The organism is Acinetobacter sp. BIGb0102 (genome assembly GCF_003815055.1).
GTDB classification, from domain to species: Bacteria; Pseudomonadota; Gammaproteobacteria; order Pseudomonadales; family Moraxellaceae; genus Acinetobacter; species Acinetobacter vivianii.
In genome coordinates this window covers 325,095-341,340 of record NZ_RKQE01000013.1, presented here as the reverse complement: position 1 = coordinate 341,340, position 16,246 = coordinate 325,095, and the positions used below count along the sequence as shown (strand labels likewise).

Here is a 16,246-nt window from a genome sequence, read left to right as displayed (position 1 = left end):
ATTTGTCTTATGCAATATGCCTTGTATTTTTATCATTCAATGCCGCAGATTACTACCGATAAACATAGGGAGAATAAAAATACACAAATTACTAGACGACTGGTCTAATATTAATTTATAGTGTGCTTATGAAACGATCAACGAAAAGTGAAGCGACTCGACAACACATTCTTGATACCAGCTTTGAACTGGTATTACGTAAAGGTTTTGTTGGGGTTGGCTTGCAAGAAATTCTCAAGACCTGTGATGTCCCGAAAGGGTCGTTCTACCATTATTTTGCTTCTAAGGAAGCCTTTGGCTGTGCCTTACTAGAACAGTACATGGCGGACTATAAAGTTCGGGTAGAGCAGCTATGGCAACAGACTGAACCAAATGCCCATGCGCGCCTGATGGCTTTATGGCAGGCATGGATTGATGATCCTGTGTATGGCAGTTGGGCGGAGAATTGTCTGATTGTGAAATTAGGTGCAGAGGTTGCAGATTTATCTGAGGACATGCGTGAGATTCTCAATCTTGGCGTACATCGACTGACACAGCGAGTGGCACTGTTACTGCAAGAAGGGCAACAACAAGGCTCCATTCCACTACATATTGACCCATTTAAAACAGCGCAGGTGATGTATCAATTATGGCTGGGTGCGGCCCTGATGACCAAGTTGGCTCAAGACAAAGCGCCGCTACATTTAGCTTTAGAAACAACACAACAGCTGTTACAACCGACCAAGGAATAAACCATGCAAAGTATTATCCATCAAAGTTTTGGTGAACCTGTAGATGTATTACAGCAGGCAGTAATGCCACAGCCTGAACCGAAAGCAGGTGAGGTTCGTATTAAAACCATCATGTCTCCTATGCATAACCATGATGTCTGGACTGTGCGTGGTAGCTATGGCTATAAACCAACACTCCCTGCCATTGGTGGTAGCGAAGCGGTGGGGATTGTTGATGCGGTAGGCGAAGGTGTTGATGAAAGTAAATTAGGCCAACGTGTTGCGGTTGCTGGTGTACATGGCAGTTGGGCAGAATATTTTATTGCACCTGCACATGGCATTATTCCCTTAAATGATGCGATTGATAATGAAACAGCAGCTCAATTGATCGGCATGCCAATCAGCGCCTTGATGCTACTAGATTTTGTGAATGTACAGCCGGGGCAATGGCTGATTCAGAACACGGCAAATGGTGCGGTCGGTAAAACAGTTGCAATGATTGCTCAAGCACGAGGGTTGCAAGTTATTAATCTGGTTCGCCGTACTGATGCGATTGCAGAAATGCAGGCACTCGGCATCCAGCACGTGGTGGCAACGGATCAGGACGATTGGAAACAGCAAGTTAAAAACATCCATGCAGATCAAGCGCTAATTGCAGGGGTGGATTCAATTGGCGGCAGTGCCAGTGGTGAAATGTTGAATCTACTCAGTGAAAATAGCCTATTGGTTTCATTTGGTAGCATGACAGGTGAAACCATGCAGATTTCATCGGGTGACCTGATTTTTAAACAGGCGACGGTAAAAGGTTTCTGGGCAAGCGTGGTGAGTAAAGAAATGCCAGCAGAGCGTAAAAAGGCATTATTTGTAGAACTTCTGACACTGGCAGCGCAAAAGAAACTGGTTCTACCTGTTGAAGGTGTCTTTAGCTTTGACGAAATCAAAACTGCTGCACTCAAAGCAACCCAAGGTGCTCGTCAAGGTAAAGTCTTGTTGAAGCCATAAGTTAAATCATCACTGCCAGCCGTGAGGCTGGTTTCATTCGCTATGTCGTCATTATAAAAAGGATAATCAGATGATTGGATCGTTATTGATTGGGCTCATTGCCTTATTACACGTCTATATTCTTGTGCTGGAAATGTTTTTGTGGGACAAACCTTATGGTTTAAAAGCCTTTGGCAATAGTCTGGAAAAAGCACAGCTCACCAAAGTGTTGGCACAAAATCAGGGGCTGTATAATGGTTTTCTTGCAGCAGGTTTATTCTGGTCATTACTGGCGCCTGCAAGCTATGCCATTGCGATTGCCAATTTCTTTTTGGGTTGTGTGCTGATCGCTGGGATCTATGGTGGTTTGACTGCCAGCAAGAAGATTATTTACATTCAGGCTGTACCAGCATTGATTGCTTTAATTGTGGTGAATGTTTTTTAGTCGAGAGATATAAGTAGGCAACTGGACGGATTTATGTTTTAATGCGCCCAGTTTGAGATGAGCCTCATACAGTATATCGGACGATACGATATACGACTAAGCCCCTTAATTGGGGCTTTTTTATGTCTAGAGAAAAGTGCAGGGGAAGGGGTTTAAGCCTGATCCAGACCTAGCCATTGACGTTGCTGATAAGCGCTATCCCAGAATAACCATTCCAGTTTTGCACCCATCGTATAGGCGGCATGCATTTTTGCTAAGGTATCCTCATCACAACGTGCAGCCACTTTATCTACAGTTGCAATCACGTTACGTACTGCGGTATTAAATTCCTCACCTGCATAGGTATCAATCCATGCCTGATACGGATTATTTTCAACAGATTGGTTGATAATGTCTTTGCCCACTTCGGCATAAATCCAGAAACATGGCAGCAAGGCAGCCAAAATAACAGGATAGCTTTCTGACCATGCTGTTGCAGTGAGGAAAGAAGTGTAATGATGGCAAGCAAGAGTAAGCGGCGTGCTTTCAAACTCGGTTTTGCTCACATCAAATTCCTGCATAAAATCATTATGCAAACTGCGTTCTACAATAATGGCGATTTTTGCTGCTTCGGAAAATTGGATCACATCATCGGCTTCATAGGCTTTTGCCGCAGCCACAGCCAGTGCACGACCATAGGCCAGTAGGTAATGCGCATCTTGAATGACATAGTGACAAAAGACTTTACGATCTAATGTCCCTGCTGCAAGTTCTTGATTAAAAGGCAATGCTAATATTTTTTGATATAAGTCTTGATTACGTTGCCAAACATCTTGAGAAAACGTCATGGATTGAACCTATTAAAAAACACGATAAATAAACCTGCCAGCACTATAGCAGAGTCTGCTGGAGATAAAATTTTCTTCAAAATAAGTGCAACAATCTTTTGTCTATTTCAACTCAAACTCGCCTACAATAGACACATTTTTATAACCCGACTATTTGAATAAAAGGCTGCTCATGAAGCATTTTCGTTTCTCAATTTTCTTTACGGTCGTGTGTCTTGCACTATCGGCCTACTGGGGCTATACGCACGGGCCTGAAGCAGGCGTAGCCACCATGCTCAAAGCCTTGACGATTACTGCGATTCTGGCGGTAATGGAAGTCTCTTTATCGTTTGATAATGCGGTTGTAAATGCCTCGGTTCTACGTGGCTGGGATCATTTCTGGAAGATGATTTTCTTAACCGTTGGTATCCTGATTGCCGTATTTGGTATGCGTTTGATTTTCCCTGTAGTGATCGTTGCCGTGACGGCAGATATGGGCATGATCGAAGTTGCAAAATTGGCCTTAAATGATCCAAAAACCTATTCAGAACGTTTAATGGAGCATCATGCTGAAATTGCAGCCTTTGGTGGAACGTTCTTATTGCTGGTATTCCTGAACTTCTTCTTTGATGATGGCAAAGAAACCCATTGGTTTAAATGGTTAGAAGCAAAACTGGCGCATTTGGCTAGCGTGCCTGCAATGTCGGTTTTTCTTGCCTTGATCGCGATGATTATTATGGCTGCAAACGTAGAAGAATCATCTCGTTTGGCCGTGACTATGGCGGGTATCTGGGGCATCGTGGTGTATATCGGTGTACAAGTTTTGAGTCATTTACTCGGTGGCGAACCTGAAATTGATGAAAATGGCAATGCCGTGACTCATGACTCAAATGGCGCAGCGACAGGTGTAGTGAAAGCGGGTTTTGGTGGTTTCCTTTACCTTGAAGTACTTGATGCATCATTCAGTTTTGATGGTGTGATTGGTGCCTTCGCGATTACCAGCGATGTAGTGATCATCATGCTAGGCCTTGCGATTGGTGCGATCTTTGTCCGTTCGATGACGATTTATCTGGTAGAGAAAGGCACTTTGGATGCTTATATCTTCCTTGAGCATGGCGCACATTATGCGATTGGTGCTTTGGCATTTATCATGATCGCTAGCGGTACTGGCTTGCATGTACCTGAAATCGTGACTGGCTTGATCGGTGTGGCCTTTATTGTCTGGGCGGTGATTGCCTCGATCCAGTACAGCAAGCGGGAACATCAGGCCTCTTAAGCTTGTTTTCAGCTTGAACAGCTATGTTAAGTAAAGGAGCGAATGTCGCTCCTTTATTTTTTCCCTGAAGAAAGATTGTGATTTTCATGATCTAACTTACAACCTTTGCAGGCGAATGGCTTATAATTCGCTGAGCCAGTTATAGTGTCTTATCAACAATGAATGCTTTAGAACGCCGTTCAACCTTTGCCTTAAGTAGCATTTTTGCCTTACGCATGTTGGGCTTGTTCATGATTATTCCTGTCTTTTCAGTAGCAGGACAATCCTATCAATACGCGACGCCAGCCTTAATTGGTCTTGCGGTCGGGGTATATGGCTTAACACAGGCAATTTTACAGATTCCATTTAGCTTACTGGCAGACCGTTTTAGTCGTAAGCCACTGGTGGTGCTTGGACTGTTGCTGTTTGCAATCGGTGGGGCAATTGCAGGTTTATCGGACACCATTTATGGCGTGATTATTGGTCGTGCCATTGCAGGCGCAGGTGCAGTTTCAGCGGTGGTGATGGCATTACTGGCAGATGTCACACGAGAAGAACAACGGACCAAAGCCATGGCTGCTATGGGCATGAGTATTGGAATGTCTTTTGTGGTGGCTTTCAGTTTGGGGCCGTGGCTCACCAGTCTGGTTGGTATTTCTGGTCTATTCTTTGTGACCACGATTATGGGCTTGGCAGCGATTGCAATGCTATTGTTTGTACCTAAAGTCACGCGACATCATCGAAACTACCAGCAGGGCTATCTGAATCAGCTGAAACAAGTCATCCAAATGGGCGAGCTGAATCGTCTGCATGTCTCTGTCTTTGCACTGCATTTATTGCTGACGGCGATGTTTATTTATGTGCCTTCACAGCTCATTGAATATGCACAAATTCCATTGGCAAAGCATGGTTTAGTCTATTTACCGCTCTTGGTGATCAGTCTGTTCTTTGCTTTTCCAAGCATTATCATTGCGGAAAAATATCGCAAGATGCGGGGCATTTTTCTCACTGCCATTGCGGGGATTATCGGCGGTTTGTTGATCCTGATTTTTGGCTACGAATCAAAATACGTGTTACTGGCTGGATTGGGTCTATTCTTTATTGCATTTAACGTGATGGAAGCGTTATTGCCATCATGGTTGTCTAAGGCCGCGCCGATCCAGTCAAAAGCGACTGCGATGGGGGTGAATGCCAGTAGCCAGTTCCTCGGTGCTTTCTTTGGTGGTACCTTGGGCGGGCAACTTTTGATGATGCAGAATACTGCGCTCGGGTGGAGTGTGTTGACGGGGATTGCTATAATATGGCTGCTGATTAGTTTTGGATTGGCACAGCCAAGATATCTATCCTCAATTGTATTGCCTTTACCTCAGACAGTACAAACAGACGAATGGACTTCAAAACTTTTGGCAATTCGTGGTATTGAAGAAGTCGTGGTGATGCCTGAACAACAAGTTGCTTATATTAAAGTCGATAAACAATGCATAGATGATGCTGGGCGACAAGATTTAACGCACTTGATTGGCAAAGAGGTAGCCATTTGATCATAACTCTTATAAAGTGAAACATATAAATATATAGGATGAAGACAGCTAATGCGTGGTGTGAATAAAGTTATTTTAGTAGGTACTTTAGGACGAGATCCAGAAACAAAAACCTTCCCGAACGGAGGTTCTCTCACTCAATTCTCGATTGCAACGAGTGAGTCGTGGATGGATAAAAGTACGGGTGAACGTAAAGAGCAAACGGAATGGCATCGTATCGTGTTGCATAACCGTTTAGGGGAAATTGCTCAACAATATCTACGTAAAGGCTCAAAAGTTTATATCGAAGGTTCATTGCGTACACGTCAATGGACAGACCAGAATGGTCAGGAACGTTATAGCACTGAAATCCGTGGCGACCAGATGCAAATGCTTGATACGCGTCAGCAAGGCGAGCAAAGCGGTGGCGATTTCAACCAACCACGCTTTAACAACAATAATAATCAAGGCGGCGGCTACCAAAACACGGGTTATAACAATAATAACAACCAGAATGGCGGCTTTAACGGCGGCAACCAAGGTAATTATGCGGGTAGCCCTCAAGCAGGTAATGGTTTTAATACACCAAAAGCAGCACCTCAACCGGCTGCAGCACCTGCGGACTTAGATGACGACTTACCGTTCTAAGCCCAAATCAGACGCTCAAAAGCGAGGATAACTTCGGTTATACCTCGCTTTTTTATTGGATAATTACCTGCACCAGACATTCTTATAACGATCTTCGCAGCATTCCTCTTGAGATGATTTCAATCATTTGATTCTAAAAACCAAATTAAATAGCACGCTTAAACATCCGATTTGAAAATGTGCAATGTTGATTGTAAATCCTGCAATTGGCCCTCTCTTTTATTATAAAAATGGCTCTCGTTTCTTTGCTGTCGAACCGACAAATTAAGTGTATTGGACGTATGCATACGGAAGCGTCGGTTTAGTCATATAAATATCCATGAATGGATGATGAACAAAACGACTAAATTTTTTGAGGGTATTTTTTATTTCAGAATGCACTGTTCTGAGGTGGGGATATTCTCCTTAGATTAAGGAAAATAATATGGCAGCACATCCAGACTGTTCTGAGGCCAATCGGTCTCAAGGCTTACAAAGTGGATTGAAGTCGCGCCATCTGACCATGATCTCCATTGCAGGTGTGATTGGTGGTGCCTTATTCGTTGGTTCGGGTAACGTTATTTACTCTGCAGGCCCAGCTGTTATTCTGGCTTATGCCTTAGGCGGGTTGCTGGTTCTGTTCATTATGCGCATGCTTGGTGAAATGGCAGTGCTGAATCCTGATAGTGGTTCATTCTCGACTTATGCGGATCGTGCCATCGGACGTTGGGCAGGTTTCTCAATTGGCTGGCTGTACTGGTGTTTCTGGACATTGTTGATGGGATGGGAAGCCTATGTGGCAGGGAAAATTCTGCATAGCTGGTTTCCTTTTATTCCGATCTGGGGCTACATGTTACTGGTGATTGTGTCCTTGATCTGGGTCAATCTAAAAGACGTCAAAAGCTATGGGGAATTTGAATTCTGGTTTGCCCTGATCAAGGTTGTTGCGATTATTATCTTTTTGGTGATTGGCAGTTTAGCCATTTTACATCTATGGCCTTGGGGCGAGATTGCGCAGACGGCGAGTTCAGGAGGCTTATTTCAACAAGAGTTTATGCCCAATGGTATCGCGCCAGTCATTACCGCTTTATTGGGTGTGATGTTTGCCTATGTCGGCGCTGAAATCGTCACGGTGGCTGCTGCGGAAGCCAAAAGTCCTGAAAAAGAAATTCGCAAAGCGTCGAATTCGGTGGTCTGGCGTATTTTATTATTCTATGTCGGATCAATGTTGATTACGGTCTGTTTGATTCCACATGACAACCCTTTATTAAAAGATCCGACATGGGGAACCTATAGCGTTACCCTGACAGCACTTGGCATTCCTGAAGCACGTCATATTGTGAACTTTGTGGTGTTAACTTCTGTTTGTAGCTGCTTTAACTCGGCACTGTACACCTGTTCACGTATGTTATTTTCATTATCCAAACGTGGCGATGCGCCAAAATGTCTGGCGGTGACCAATCGTCAGGGCAGTCCGTGGATTGGAGTGTTATTTTCCAGTTTGTTTGCAGTCGTTGCCGTCTATTTAACCGCAACAGAAAGTATGAATGTTTATGATGTGCTGATGATGGCGACAGGCACGGTTGCTTTATATGTGTATTTGGCGATTGCTTGTTCCCAGTTGCGAATGCGTAAAAAATACGAACGTGAAGGCAAGCATATCGACTTTAAAATGTGGTTTTTCCCATGGATTACCTATGCCGTGATATTCATTATTATTGGATCACTGGTGGTGATGCTGATTGAAGGGACTTATTTTAAGGAAGTGACCTATACTTCAATGCTGGCCTTGGCGATTGTATTGGTGGGGGGGCTGGTACAGAAATTGGATAAGGGGAAAGTCGGGAAAAATGCCCTGATACAGGAAAAACAATCGATCTAAACATGCATGAATGATAGTTTAAATCCATAGAGAATCTCATGACTGAGATTCTCTATTTTTTTATTTAAGACAGCGTCGCTACACCTGCTTCGCGTAGACATTGCAATAACACGCCAAAGGCCATCACCATGTCTTTTTCATTGACACAGGCAAAGCCCATCAGCAGTCCACGCTGCGCATGGGCATGAGAGTGCATATAATATTGTGACAGTGCACGCACCTTGACACCACGTTCTAGGGCGGTGGCTGCAACGGCAACATCATCACATTGGGCAGGAAGTTTGAGCACCAGATGCAAGCCTGCTGCTTCATCATATTCATGCACAAATTCTGTCCCCAAATATCGATTAATCAGGCTTACCAAGTAATCACGTCGTTTGCCATAGAGCAAACGCATGCGACGGATATGTGCTTCATAATGGCCTTCACGAATAAATTCAGCTAAGGCTTTTTGCTCAAGCAGATGTCCACCCCGATATAATTCTGCCGCCACAATCCGTAAAGGGGAAAATAGTGGTTTAGGCACCACCACATAACCGATGCGTAATGAGGGATAAATGGTTTTACTAAAAGTGCCCATGTAAATCACAGGTGCATCATTTTCCAGACCTTGCAGGGAAGGATAAGGCTGTCCTGAGAAGCGGAATTCACTGTCATAATCATCTTCAACAATCCAGCTGTGATGCTGACGTGCGATCTGGATCAACTGTTTTCTTCTGTCCAGACTTAAATGAGAACCGAGTGGATATTGATGTGAGGGTGTCACAAAAATCAGTTTAGGTGGCTGTGCAGGCTGTTCCTCTGGAATAATTCCTTCGGCATCGACAGGCATGGGTTGAATATCCAGTCCATTGATCCTTAAGGTATTCCGCATGCCCCAATACGCTGGGTCTTCAATCCAGACACGATCCCCGATATCACTCAGCGCTCGTGAGACCAGATCAATCGCCTGATGGATGCCTTCGGTAATAATAATCTGGTCAGCATCGCAGTGGACTGAACGGGCAACACGTAAATAGTCTGCCAAGGCACTGCGCAGCTCAATACAGCCACCCGCACTGCTATAAATCAGTCGGTTAATATCGGGTTCACGGCTGAGTCGAGCTTGAATACGGCTGAAAATATGATGTGGAAACTCGGTGACATCGGGTGCACCGGGGACAAAAGCACCCCATTGATGCGGAGAGGCCGCGGCATAGCCCAATAAACTTGAACCTCGTTGTGACAACACAAACGAGGTTTGTTGCTGAGCAATAGGCGCTTGTTTTTTATTTGTCTTGGTATTTAAAAAAGCTTCGGGAAGATGTTCTGCCACCCAGGTGCCATGACCTGTACGTGCCTCAAGATAGCCTTCTGCCTGAAGTTGTTCGTAGGCTGAAAGTACCGTATTACGGGAGACATGAATTTCACTGGCTAAATCACGTGAAGCGGGTAAACGCGTTTTGGGCTGGATTACACCTTCGATAATGGCCCCGCGTAAACAGCGAAATAAGCGCTGATGTAGTTTTCCTTCCATGTCCTGTTGGAGACGTTGTAATAAGTGATCTCCAAGTAAACTACGCAATTGGCTCTCTCCTTCAATTTAAAAGTGGCTCTCGTCACTGGCCTTCATACGCGCGAAATTACAGGTATAGACAGTCCTTGTAAAACATCCTGAAAAAAACCGAGCTGGATGTCGGGCAATACTGTAATTGATGATGAAAATATGAGGGAATTAAATGAACGATCAACATTTTGCACTTAACACACGTAAACAGCAAGCAACACCGCGTGGTGTGGGCGTAATGTGCCAGTGGTATGCAGCAAAAGCAGAAAATGCAACAATTTGGGACAAGGATGGCAACGCGTTTATCGATTTTGCAGGTGGTATTGCGGTTCTAAATACAGGCCATCGTCATCCCAAAGTGATTGCCGCAGTGACTGAGCAACTCAGCAAGTTTACCCATACTGCTTATCAGGTGACCCCTTACGAAAGTTATGTGGCTTTGGCTGAACGGATTAATGAACGCGCGCCGATTGCGGGTGCAGCCAAGTCTGCTTTCTTTACCACGGGTGCGGAAGCGGTTGAGAATGCCGTGAAAATTGCACGTTCATATACAGGCCGTCATGGCATTATCACCTTTGGTAATGGTTTCCACGGTCGTTCATTTATGACCATGGCAATGACAGGGAAAACAGCACCATACAAACGCGATTTTGGGGTGATGCCAGCAGGTGTGTTCCATGCCCGTTACCCTGTGCCAGCCAAAGGCATTAGCGTCGATGCAGCGATTGCTAGTGTTGAAGATATTTTCAGTGAAGACATTGCACCGCATGACGTGGCGGCGATTGTTCTAGAGCCAGTACAAGGTGAAGGCGGTTTTAATGTGGTGCCTGCCGAGTTTTTAAAGCGTTTACGTGCCTTATGTGACAAGCATGGTATTTTAATGGTGGCCGATGAAGTACAAACTGGTTTTGCCCGTACAGGTAAACTCTTTGCCATGAATCATTTTGAAACCAAAGCCGATCTGATCACGATGGCGAAAAGTCTAGGTGGTGGTTTCCCGATTTCAGGTGTGGTTGGACGTGCCGAAGTCATGGATGCCCCAAATCCTGGCGGTCTCGGTGGAACCTATGCAGGCAACCCGATTGCGGTTGCAGCAGCTCACGCCGTGATTGATGCGATTGAACAAGAAAAGCTGTGCGAACGTGCCAATGAACTGGGTGCTGAGCTGGTTGCTGTACTTAAAAATATCCAGCAGGAATCGGGTGATGTGGTCACCGATATTCGTGCACTCGGATCGATGGTGGCGGTTGAGCTGGAAACAGCTGAGCAAGCAAAAGCTGTACAAAACTATGCAATGGAAAACGGTTTGTTACTCCTCACTTGCGGTAAATACGGTAACGTTATTCGTTTCCTATATCCATTAACGATTCCTGCTGAACAATTCCGTCAAGGTCTAGAAATCTTGAAACAAGGTTTTGTCGCATTGAATACAAATCGCGTAACAGCAATGGAGCAACCTGCATGATTCAAAACAATTTGCAGTATCTTTTAAAACACCCAGATATTGCATTTAATCAGCCTGCATCAAGTGATTATATTAAAGTTAATGATGCAGCAACTGGCGATACCTTGGCTTGGGTCAAAACCTATGACCGTGCGGCTGTGGACGCTGCGATTCAGCGTTCTGCCCAAGCACAGGCGGCATGGAAAAAGCAAACTGCGCTGTTCCGTGCGGATGTGTTGTTGGCGTGGTACAACCTGATGCTCGAGCACAAAGAAAATCTGGCGCAGATTTTAACGGCTGAACAAGGTAAACCGCTGGCAGAAGCGCGTGGTGAAATTGCCTATGCGGCCTCCTTTATTCGCTGGTTTGCCGAGCAGGCACGCCGTATTGATGGTGAAGTGTTAACCTCAACCCAGCCCCATCAGCGCTTACTTGTGATTAAACAGGCGATTGGGGTAACGGCTGCAATCACGCCGTGGAATTTCCCTGCGGCAATGATTACCCGTAAGGCAGCGCCTGCAATTGCAGCGGGGTGTAGCATGCTGGTCAAGCCCGCAGAGCAGACCCCATTAACCGCCTATGCCCTCGAAGTATTGGCCTTACAGGCCGGCTTGCCCGCCGATATTTTAATCAATATCAGTGGTGATGCGATTGAAGTCGGCAAGACTTTATGCGAAAGCGATATTGTCCGTAAGCTCAGTTTTACAGGCTCAACCCAAGTGGGTCGTATCTTGATGCAGCAATGTGCGCCAAGCATTAAAAAGCTCTCGCTTGAATTAGGTGGTAATGCACCTGTGCTGGTGTTTGATGATGCCAATCTGGAACAGGCGGTGCAGGGCATTATGGCCAGCAAATACCGCAATAGCGGACAAACTTGCGTGTGTGCTAACCGTATTTATGTACAAGATGGCATTTATGATGCTTTGGCAGAACGTTTAGTTGAAGCCGTGTCCAAACTGAAAGTTGGAGATGGGCGTCAGGATGGTTCAACCCAAGGGCCATTGATTGATGAAGATGCCATTGCCAAAGTACAGTCGCATATTGCCGATGCGACCTCGAAAGGGGCGACGGTACGGATTGGTGGACAGCGTTCAGCTTTGGGTGGAACATTCTTTGAACCGACCGTGTTAACGGGCGTCACCCAAGACATGAAGGTGTCGAAAGAAGAAACCTTTGGTCCACTTGCTCCTTTATTCCGTTTTAAAACCGAAGATGAAGCGGTGGCAATGGCGAACGATACCGAGTTTGGTTTAGCGGCTTATCTATTTACCCAAAGTACAGCTCGTCAATGGCGAGTGGGTGAAGAACTGGAATATGGCATGGTTGGCATCAACACTGGAGCTATTTCAAATGAAGTTGCCCCATTTGGTGGTGTTAAACAGTCTGGCTTAGGCCGTGAAGGTTCAAAATTCGGCATAGAAGAATATGTTGAAATGAAGTATCTCTGTGTAGATTTATCTGAATAAGACATAAAACGTTTTATGCTCTACACAGCACAAGTTTGATAAAAAGCCAGTCATGCCCATTCATGACTGGCTTTTTTCAATAAGGTCTGGAACTAGCGTGCCGAGTCCAAAACTTCATGATTCTGAACAACAGCTTGCGCTTTGCTATAGCTTTCGATCAGCAACTGATAGGCTGGGAAAATTTGTGTATAAACCTGCGCCCATTCCTGCGCATCGTCACGGTTCCATGTACGCTGGATTTCAGAAGCAACAGCCGCTGTATCCATAGGCACGACACCTGCCTGAACCACTCGCGCCAAGGTAATTTCTTCTGCCATTTTGCTATAAGTCCCTGAAGCATCCACAACCGCAAATACTTTATAGCCATCTGCAACGGCACTGATCGCTGGGAAAGCCATACATACGCTGGTAATTGTTCCTGCAATAATTAAGGTGTTGCGTCTGGTTGCTTTCACTGCCTCAACAAAGTCTTGATTATGCCATGCGTTGATTTCACCTTTACGTGCTACATATTGTGCATGGGGTGCATTGGCATGAATTTCAGGAATCAGTGGACCATTTGGACCTTGCGGTACTGATGCCGTAGTAATCACAGGAATATTGGCTAAACTTGCAATTTTGGCAAGTGCAGCGGCACGTTGACGTAACTCAGGCATTGGCATATCACCGACGGTCTGGAATAAGCCGCTTTGATGATCAATCAATAGCATTACGGCATCATTGGCATCAATGACTGGTGCTTGACCATTGAAATTTGCTGGTGTTGTCATTGTTCTATCCTCATCATGTTATGGTTGGTATAATTGATAATATAGATAGGATGATGGCTGAAAAATATCTTATATAGGATATATTGTCATGTATAGAGAACAATAAGGTTTCAATATAGGGGCTGAGTAGATAGATATGAAAGATTTAAATGACTTATATTTTTTTGTCAAAGTGATCGACTGTGGCGGTTTCTCGGCGGCGAGCCAAGAACTGATGGTCACCAAGTCTTTATTGAGTCGCCGTATTGCCGAGTTGGAAGAGCGCCTTGGAGTCAAGCTGATTAATCGAACGACCCGACAGGTTTCTATTACTGAAGTGGGTAAAATCTATTATCAGCATTGCAAAGCGATGTTAATTGAAGCTGAGGCCGCAGAGGAAGCGATTGAATTTTTAACAGCAGAGCCACGTGGGCTGATTAAATTATCTTGCCCGACCAATTTATTGCATATCAATATCAGTCAAATGTTAAATGAGTTTTTACAGCTTTATCCGAAGATTAGTCTGCATGTGGAAGCCACCAATCGCCGTGTGGATTTGATCAACGAACGTTTTGACTTGGCGGTGCGCATTCGTCCTTTGCCGTTGGCGGACAGTGATTTAATTGTACGAGAGCTGGCTTTGGCGCGGCAATTTATTGTGGCGAGTCCAAATCTGCTGCATCAGTTTTATTCGATTACTGAGCCGCAGCAGTTGACACAATTTCCAGTGCTGATGATGGAATCTTTTGCACCAGAGTATTATTGGCATTTATTTTCGCATGATCAGCAAGAAATTAAAGTACAGTGTCATCCCCGATTGACTACCACCGATTTAACAGCATTAAGAGAAGCCACTTTACAAGGTTTGGGTATCGCTAAATTACCTGAGTTAATGATCGCTGAAGATATTAAACAGGGGCGCTTGATTCATGTGTTACCTGAATGGCAACCCAAGGCAGAGTTGATCCATTTGGTGTACACATCAAGACGCGGCTTGCTCCCATCGATGAAATTATTGATCGATTTTCTGGTGAAAAAATTTGCTGAGCTGAAACAGGAAAATTCAGTGTTGTATTAAAAACTGCACTATAAAGAATACCCACTGTCAGTTTTTGCCAATTCACGTAGACCCGACATTAAGCTTTCAATCAGTTTTTCCACCACGAGACGTTGCCCCTTACGCGAGGCGTAGACCAATTGAACCGTACCACGATTGGATTTCCATTCTGGCAGTAAATGAATCAGTTTGCCTTTTTCAATGTCGGCTTGTACGGTCAGATAGGGGAGATCCGCGATTCCAAGCCCATCACTGACCGCATAATAGACACCTGCCAGATCGTTACTTTTAACCCGCGGTTGATATGGCACATCCACCGTTTCATCACTGTCAACATGACATAAGTGCCAGTAATATTGATGCTTCTGGATGCCTAAGGCTACACTCGGATAATATTGTAAGTCTGAGTAATGCTCAATTGTATGACCTTGGAGTAGCTCGGGCGCTGCCACTAAACAATGCTCAGTGCGAATTACATCACGAACGATGAGGCTAGAATCCTGATTGGGTTCAAAACTGGTGCGAATCGCAATATCAATATCATCATGAAGAATATCAACACGACGGCTGGTCAGCTCTAAAGAAATCTCGACTTTGGGGTAGGTTTTGAGAAACTGATTCAGTAATTTCCGGATTTGAAAATGCATCATCAATGGAGGGCAACTGATCTTGACCAGTCCCTGTGGTTCATTTTTTTGTTTGAGCAAGATATTTTCAGCACATTCAACTTGTGCAATCACTTTGCAACATTCTTCATAAAATTCCTGTCCCAGCTCGGTCACTTTAAAGTGGCGCGTCGTTCGCTGGATCAGGCTGACATTAAATTTATTTTCCAGTTCAATGATACGACGGCTCAGCTTGGACTTACTGATATTTTCAGCTTCGCTGGCCGCACTAAAGCCGCCATGTTTGACCACCAGATAAAAATAATGAAAGTCGTCAAATGAGTTGATCAAGGCCAGTACGTTCCAATCAATATGAAAAGATTAGAATAGCATCAACTATTCTAATCTGATGTAGTGAAGCTTTATTTTTGAGCTGTATTCTGAGCGTAGCTGTTCATTAAATTACGATAGTCTGGAATATGATTAGAGAACAAAGCACCTAAACCTTCAATATCATTACGCCAGTCGCGATGTAGTTCGCAGGCCATACCAAACCATGTCATCAGTTGCGCACCTGCCTGCGACATACGGTCCCAGGCCGCATCACGGGTGAGGGCGTTGAATGTTCCCGAAGCATCAGTAATCACAAAGACCTCAAAGCCTTCAGCCAAGGCCGAAAGAGCAGGGAAGGCGACACAAACCTCAGTGACGACGCCTGCAATAATCAACTGTTTTTTACCTGTGGCTTTGATCGCTTTGACAAAGTCTTCATTGTCCCATGCATTGATTTGTCCTGGGCGAGCAATATAAGGTGCATCTGGGAACATCTCTTTGAGTTCAGGCACCAATGGGCCATTAGGACCATTTTCAAAACTGGTGGTTAAAATGGTAGGTAAATTAAAATACTTTGCAGCATCTGCCAGCGCCAGTACATTATTTTTAAATTTATCTGGATCGATGTCCCGAACCAATGAAAGTAGGCCTGTTTGGTGATCCACTAACAGTACCGCAGCATTGTCTTTGTCTAAGCGAATATAGTCTTTAGTCATGGTTGTATCCTCATGTTGTTGTAAAGAAGAAGACGGATAAGAATATGAATGTCCGTACTGCTTGAAATTATGCTAGTTAAATTTTTAAGTCAGATGAAGCACAA

General features: G+C 44.7%; 15 protein-coding genes. 10 read left to right on the top strand and 5 right to left on the bottom strand.

Annotation, left to right across the window (positions count from 1 at the left end; genetic code table 11):
* Window positions 1-128: 128 nt before the first annotated feature.
* The 3 genes from EC846_RS12920 (at window position 129) to EC846_RS12910 (ending at window position 2,136) form a co-directional block, all read left to right on the top strand.
* The gene (locus EC846_RS12920; protein ID WP_123775394.1) at window positions 129-731 is read left to right on the top strand and encodes a TetR/AcrR family transcriptional regulator; all 603 of its coding nucleotides are present in this window, start codon (window positions 129-131) and stop codon (window positions 729-731) included.
* Window positions 732-734: 3 nt separating this feature from the next.
* A complete protein-coding gene (locus EC846_RS12915) occupies window positions 735-1,712 on the top strand; it encodes a zinc-binding dehydrogenase (RefSeq protein WP_123775393.1) in 978 nt (325 codons plus the stop codon).
* A gap of 70 nt (window positions 1,713-1,782) precedes the next feature.
* The gene (locus tag EC846_RS12910; protein ID WP_005260113.1) at window positions 1,783-2,136 is read left to right on the top strand and encodes a DUF1304 domain-containing protein; all 354 of its coding nucleotides are present in this window, start codon (window positions 1,783-1,785) and stop codon (window positions 2,134-2,136) included.
* 152 nt (window positions 2,137-2,288) lie between these two features.
* On the opposite strand, the gene tenA is transcribed toward EC846_RS12910, so the two are convergent.
* The gene (gene tenA, locus EC846_RS12905) at window positions 2,289-2,963 is read right to left on the bottom strand and encodes a thiaminase II (RefSeq protein WP_047430110.1); all 675 of its coding nucleotides are present in this window, start codon (window positions 2,961-2,963) and stop codon (window positions 2,289-2,291) included.
* A 172-nt stretch (window positions 2,964-3,135) separates the two neighbouring features.
* On the opposite strand from tenA, the gene EC846_RS12900 reads away from it, so the two are divergent.
* From EC846_RS12900 to EC846_RS12885, 4 genes are all read left to right on the top strand, one after another.
* Entirely contained in the window at window positions 3,136-4,218 is a 1,083-nt protein-coding gene (locus EC846_RS12900; protein ID WP_004776195.1) for a DUF475 domain-containing protein, read from the top strand.
* Between the two features lie 158 nt (window positions 4,219-4,376).
* Window positions 4,377-5,738, top strand: a complete 1,362-nt coding sequence (locus EC846_RS12895; RefSeq protein ID WP_123775392.1) for an MFS transporter — start codon at window positions 4,377-4,379, stop codon at window positions 5,736-5,738.
* Between the two features lie 51 nt (window positions 5,739-5,789).
* Window positions 5,790-6,365: a single-stranded DNA-binding protein gene (gene ssb, locus EC846_RS12890; RefSeq protein WP_004776192.1), complete on the top strand. Its 576-nt coding sequence runs from the start codon at window positions 5,790-5,792 to the stop codon at window positions 6,363-6,365.
* 424 nt (window positions 6,366-6,789) lie between these two features.
* Complete coding sequence (locus tag EC846_RS12885) at window positions 6,790-8,226, top strand: amino acid permease (RefSeq protein WP_123775391.1); 1,437 nt, start codon at window positions 6,790-6,792, stop codon at window positions 8,224-8,226.
* 64 nt (window positions 8,227-8,290) lie between these two features.
* Here the strand turns inward: EC846_RS12885 and EC846_RS12880 are convergent, their stop codons facing one another.
* On the bottom strand, window positions 8,291-9,790 hold the full coding sequence (locus EC846_RS12880; RefSeq protein WP_123775390.1) for a PLP-dependent aminotransferase family protein: 1,500 nt from the start codon (window positions 9,788-9,790) through the stop codon (window positions 8,291-8,293).
* Between the two features lie 154 nt (window positions 9,791-9,944).
* On the opposite strand from EC846_RS12880, the gene gabT reads away from it, so the two are divergent.
* Both gabT and EC846_RS12870 read left to right on the top strand, forming a co-directional pair.
* On the top strand, window positions 9,945-11,237 hold the full coding sequence (gabT, locus tag EC846_RS12875; RefSeq protein ID WP_123775389.1) for a 4-aminobutyrate--2-oxoglutarate transaminase: 1,293 nt from the start codon (window positions 9,945-9,947) through the stop codon (window positions 11,235-11,237).
* Window positions 11,234-12,682, top strand: coding sequence for an NAD-dependent succinate-semialdehyde dehydrogenase (locus EC846_RS12870; protein WP_123775388.1), 1,449 nt, complete (start codon window positions 11,234-11,236; stop codon window positions 12,680-12,682). Before gabT ends, EC846_RS12870 begins: the two co-directional genes overlap by 4 nt.
* Before the next feature lie 92 nt (window positions 12,683-12,774).
* Here EC846_RS12870 and EC846_RS12865 read toward each other — a convergent pair whose 3' ends face one another.
* A complete protein-coding gene (locus EC846_RS12865) occupies window positions 12,775-13,452 on the bottom strand; it encodes an isochorismatase family protein (RefSeq protein ID WP_005088634.1) in 678 nt (225 codons plus the stop codon).
* A 136-nt stretch (window positions 13,453-13,588) separates the two neighbouring features.
* On the opposite strand from EC846_RS12865, the gene EC846_RS12860 reads away from it, so the two are divergent.
* On the top strand, window positions 13,589-14,509 hold the full coding sequence (locus EC846_RS12860; RefSeq protein WP_005088633.1) for a LysR substrate-binding domain-containing protein: 921 nt from the start codon (window positions 13,589-13,591) through the stop codon (window positions 14,507-14,509).
* Window positions 14,510-14,517: 8 nt separating this feature from the next.
* Here the strand turns inward: EC846_RS12860 and EC846_RS12855 are convergent, their stop codons facing one another.
* Together EC846_RS12855 and ycaC are read right to left on the bottom strand one after the other, a co-directional pair.
* On the bottom strand, window positions 14,518-15,444 hold the full coding sequence (locus tag EC846_RS12855; protein WP_123775387.1) for a LysR substrate-binding domain-containing protein: 927 nt from the start codon (window positions 15,442-15,444) through the stop codon (window positions 14,518-14,520).
* Between the two features lie 71 nt (window positions 15,445-15,515).
* Window positions 15,516-16,142 carry an isochorismate family cysteine hydrolase YcaC gene (gene ycaC, locus EC846_RS12850; RefSeq protein ID WP_004776184.1) on the bottom strand — a complete coding sequence of 209 codons (627 nt, stop codon included), beginning with the start codon at window positions 16,140-16,142 and terminating at the stop codon, window positions 15,516-15,518.
* Between the last annotated feature and the right edge of the window lie 104 nt (window positions 16,143-16,246).

Bases quoted from the DNA above. Each gene is read 5' to 3' on its own strand.
- EC846_RS12920 (WP_123775394.1), top strand. From the start codon at position 129: ATGAAACGATCAACGAAAAGTGAAGCGACTCGACAACACATTCTTGAT.
- EC846_RS12915 (WP_123775393.1), top strand. From the start codon at position 735: ATGCAAAGTATTATCCATCAAAGTTTTGGTGAACCTGTAGATGTATTA.
- EC846_RS12910 (WP_005260113.1), top strand. From the start codon at position 1,783: ATGATTGGATCGTTATTGATTGGGCTCATTGCCTTATTACACGTCTAT.
- tenA (WP_047430110.1), bottom strand. From the start codon at position 2,963: ATGACGTTTTCTCAAGATGTTTGGCAACGTAATCAAGACTTATATCAA.
- EC846_RS12900 (WP_004776195.1), top strand. From the start codon at position 3,136: ATGAAGCATTTTCGTTTCTCAATTTTCTTTACGGTCGTGTGTCTTGCA.
- EC846_RS12895 (WP_123775392.1), top strand. From the start codon at position 4,377: ATGAATGCTTTAGAACGCCGTTCAACCTTTGCCTTAAGTAGCATTTTT.
- ssb (WP_004776192.1), top strand. From the start codon at position 5,790: ATGCGTGGTGTGAATAAAGTTATTTTAGTAGGTACTTTAGGACGAGAT.
- EC846_RS12885 (WP_123775391.1), top strand. From the start codon at position 6,790: ATGGCAGCACATCCAGACTGTTCTGAGGCCAATCGGTCTCAAGGCTTA.
- gabT (WP_123775389.1), top strand. From the start codon at position 9,945: ATGAACGATCAACATTTTGCACTTAACACACGTAAACAGCAAGCAACA.
- EC846_RS12870 (WP_123775388.1), top strand. From the start codon at position 11,234: ATGATTCAAAACAATTTGCAGTATCTTTTAAAACACCCAGATATTGCA.
- EC846_RS12865 (WP_005088634.1), bottom strand. From the start codon at position 13,452: ATGACAACACCAGCAAATTTCAATGGTCAAGCACCAGTCATTGATGCC.
- EC846_RS12860 (WP_005088633.1), top strand. From the start codon at position 13,589: ATGAAAGATTTAAATGACTTATATTTTTTTGTCAAAGTGATCGACTGT.
- ycaC (WP_004776184.1), bottom strand. From the start codon at position 16,142: ATGACTAAAGACTATATTCGCTTAGACAAAGACAATGCTGCGGTACTG.